Source organism: Geomonas sp. (assembly GCF_035254065.1).
Taxonomy (GTDB): domain Bacteria; phylum Desulfobacterota; class Desulfuromonadia; order Geobacterales; family Geobacteraceae; genus Geomonas.
This window is the reverse complement of sequence record NZ_DATFBA010000046.1, coordinates 1-3,251: the sequence shown is the minus strand read 5'-3', so window position 1 is coordinate 3,251 and position 3,251 is coordinate 1. Positions and strand designations below refer to the sequence as shown.

4 protein-coding genes are annotated in these 3,251 nt (G+C 65.9%); all 4 read right to left on the bottom strand.

Annotated features, from left to right (window positions below; translation table 11 throughout):
• Window positions 1-844: response regulator (locus tag VJ604_RS02600; RefSeq protein WP_324079830.1), on the bottom strand; the 844-nt coding region annotated here is incomplete at its 3' end.
• Between the two features lie 37 nt (window positions 845-881).
• Window positions 882-2,093 carry a cyclic di-GMP-binding domain-containing protein, MshE-related gene (locus VJ604_RS02595; protein ID WP_324079829.1) on the bottom strand — a complete coding sequence of 404 codons (1,212 nt, stop codon included), beginning with the start codon at window positions 2,091-2,093 and terminating at the stop codon, window positions 882-884.
• A 45-nt stretch (window positions 2,094-2,138) separates the two neighbouring features.
• Window positions 2,139-2,858: a TIGR02266 family protein gene (locus VJ604_RS02590; protein WP_324079828.1), complete on the bottom strand. Its 720-nt coding sequence runs from the start codon at window positions 2,856-2,858 to the stop codon at window positions 2,139-2,141.
• 40 nt (window positions 2,859-2,898) lie between these two features.
• The coding region (locus tag VJ604_RS02585) for an HD-GYP domain-containing protein (protein WP_324079827.1) at window positions 2,899-3,251 on the bottom strand (353 nt) is incomplete at its 5' end.

Here is a 3,251-nt window from a genome sequence, read left to right as displayed (position 1 = left end):
ATTTCAGGAAGAGGTAGTTCTGGTTCTGCGAGAACTCGTAGGCCCGGTTGACCCGGTTGAGCAGGGTCACTTCGTTGATCGGCTTGTGGATGAAGTCGAAGAACCCCTTGCGGAAGGCCTCCGTCTCCGCCTGCTCCCCATCGACCCCGGTGATCAGGATGGCCGGTATCCGCTTGGTCTCGGCCGTCGATCTCAGCGCACTCAAGAGTGCGAAACCGGAAAGCTTCGGCATCTCCTTGTCGGTCAGCACCACCTGGGGCTTCTTGGCGATGACCTCCTTGTAGGCATCCAGGCCGTCCACCGCGGTGAGCACCCGGTAATGCGGGGAGAGTACCTCCTCCAGCTGCTCCCGGACCGACCTGTCGTCCTCCACCACCAGCACGGTTTTTCCGCCGGACTCCTGGCACTCCTTGCCCAGGTAATGGCGGCAGATGGCGGCCTTGATCTCCTTGCCGGTCGCCACGCAGCGGAGTACCCTCAGGCCGCTGTTGGCCGCCAGGTTGTTGACGATGCGCGTATCGGAGGGGTCCGCCATGGCCAGGGTCAGCCGGTTTCCCTCCAGCCTGAGCGGAAAGAGCAGGTTCTCCAGTGCCACCTCGGCGCCGACCGTGGCCAGCACCTCCGGCGCGAAGCTGGCGGTGGCGAAGTTGGCCACCGGGCGCAGATGGTACTGCCGGGCCAGCGCCAGGGCGAGCTCCTCCTCGGTGAGGAGCCCCATCTCCTCCAGTACCACTCCCAATCGTTTTCCCAGCCGGCTTGCCAGGGCGACCACGCGCTCCACCGCGACCGGGGTCAGTAGTCCCCTCTCCACCAGTATTTCACCGAGCAGTTTGGTTGGTTCCATTGGTCCACCTCCGGACCGGGCGGGCACTCTACGGGCGTCAGACACCCTGGTTGACGGGGCCGTAGGTCCCCATGACGAAGTGGAAGGCACCCTTCAGCCGGTACTGCGGCGCCGGAGCAAGGGGCGCGTCGTAGTCGGTGAGGGTCACCTCGAAGCTGCCGGTGACCCTCCCCGAGGCGGAGGAGTCGGCGCTGAAGGTGATGGTGCCGCTCTCCACCTTCTTCCTGGTCGATTTCAGCCCGTTGAAGACCAGGAAATCGCCGGGAAACCTCTCCAGGGCACCCCCTCCCTCGATGGAAAAGGTCCGGTTGAGGGGGGGGAGGGGGGCGCCGCTCTTGGGCATCACGATCCGGTAGACGGAAAGGGTGTCGATGTCGGTGACGCTTTTGGCGACGTTGGCCTGGATGCTCCAGAAGCGGTCGTTGTCGCTTGAGTAGAGGAAGTCCGGCTTGATCAGGCCCAAGCCCCCGTCGTCGGTCACCGTGAAGAAGTCCTGGCTGGCCTGCTGCGGAGCGGCAGGGGCGGAACTCACCCCGGTCGAGCTGAGCGGCGGGGTGGGGGTAGCTTGCCCGCCGCCCCCACCGCCGCAGCCGCCCAGGGTCAGGGCGGAGAGGGAGAGCACCGCGGCCAGCGCCGAGCTCACCAGCAGCTGCTGCAGGCGCAGGCCGTGGTGGATCTGGGCCGGCTTGGCGTATCCCGCTTCCACCAGCACCTCTCCGAGCTTCTTGCCGGAGGCCGCCTGTTTGCCCAGCGCGTCCTCCAGTTGGCGGCGGGTGATGTAGCCGGCGGTCACCAAAAGCTCGCCCAGCCTGAGCGGGGTGGCAGCTTGTCCCTCTCGCTCCTGCTGCCGCTGGAAGGCGAGCACCCCGTTCAGCTCCCCTTCCTGCAAGAGCCCCAGCCGCAGGCAGACCTCGCCCAGCTTGCCGCCGCTTCTGCGCTGTTCGTCGAGTGCCAGCTCCAGCTGCTCCGCCGACAGTTTCCCGCAGCGCACCAGCAGGGACCCCAGCATCTCGCGGACCCCGGCGGCCAGTGTCAGCGCCTGCTCCAGGTCGGAAAGCTGCTCCTGGATGGAGAGCGCCGCCCGCACCTCGCCCGGCTCCAGCATCCCCAGCCTGACCAGCACCTCCCCCAGCCGCTCGTTGCCGCGCCTTTGCTCCTCAAGGGCCAGCTCCAGCTGCGCCTGGGAGAGGAACCCCCCCTCCTGCAAGATCTGGCCGATCGGCCGCCGCCTGCTCGTCATCGCTATCATCTCGGGCCTCCTTTTCATGTCATCGGTAAGCCAAAGCTCCGCTCCCTACCAGTACGGCAGCAGCGCGCCATTCTTGATGAATTCCCTGATCGCCTCCAACCCCTCCATGGAGAGGTCCAGGAACTGGATCCCCATACCGGGGGGGAGCGACTGCACCCTGATCATGTCCGGGTGGTTGAGCCAGGCGATCCGGCCGTGACAGACCACCATCTGTTCCCGCTCGGGGAGCTGGAAGGAGAGCTTCAGCGCGGTCCCCACCTCCAGCACCCTGACCGTTTCCAGGAAGAGCCCCCCGGTACTGAGGTTGATGGAGTAGTCGTCCAGCACCAGGTCCTGCTCCCGCTGGCGGTAGCGCACGTGCAGCCGTGCCACGTACCTCGGTTCCTGGCGCTCGGTGACCGGCAGGTACTTCCTCACCACCGCCCTGAAGTAGTGCCCGTTGATCGGCTTGACGATGATGTCGTCGCAGCCGGCGGCCCACGACTTCTCGAAGTCCTGCTCGTCCACCCCGGCAGTTACCATCACCAGCGGGGTGCCGCGCAGTTCCAGGGACTCCTTGATCACGCGGCAGCAGCGGTCGCCGTTCATGTCCGGCAGGTAGAAGTCCATCAGGATCAGCTCCGGCCTCGCCTCGTGGGCGATCTTGAGCGCCTCCACCCCGCTTCTGGCGTAGATCAGCTCGAACTCCTTGCGGTCCAGAAAGCTCGCTTGCTGCTCGAGAAAGAGCTGGACGTCGTCCACCAGCAGTATCCTTTTGGTTGTCATGGCCAGTTCCCCCCTTGGCTAGTGCTGCTCAGGCCGCCCCCTAACAGACGGTGGCGGCGATCTCCTCGAAAAAGTCGGCAGAATCGACGAAGGCCTTGAGTACCTCGGGGTCGAAATGCTCCGGTTTGGTCCTGCCGTCGCCTTCGGTGATGATGCGATAGGCGGTCAAGTGGTCCAGGGCCGGCTTGTAGGGCCTGGCCGAGCGCAGGGCGTCGTACTGGTCGGCCAGCATCACGATCCTCCCCTCCAGCGGGGTCTCGGTCCCCTTCTTGCCGTGGGGGTAGCCGGTGCCGTCCCAGCGCTCGTGGTGGTTGAGGGCGATGGAGGCCCCCATCTGCAGCATCGGGAAGGGGGTGCCGGCGATCAGCCTCTCCCCGATGGTGGTGTGGCTCT

Excerpts from the sequence above, each read along its gene's own strand:
- VJ604_RS02595 (WP_324079829.1), bottom strand. The coding sequence starts at position 2,093 with ATGATAGCGATGACGAGCAGGCGGCGGCCGATCGGCCAGATCTTGCAG.
- VJ604_RS02590 (WP_324079828.1), bottom strand. The coding sequence starts at position 2,858 with ATGACAACCAAAAGGATACTGCTGGTGGACGACGTCCAGCTCTTTCTC.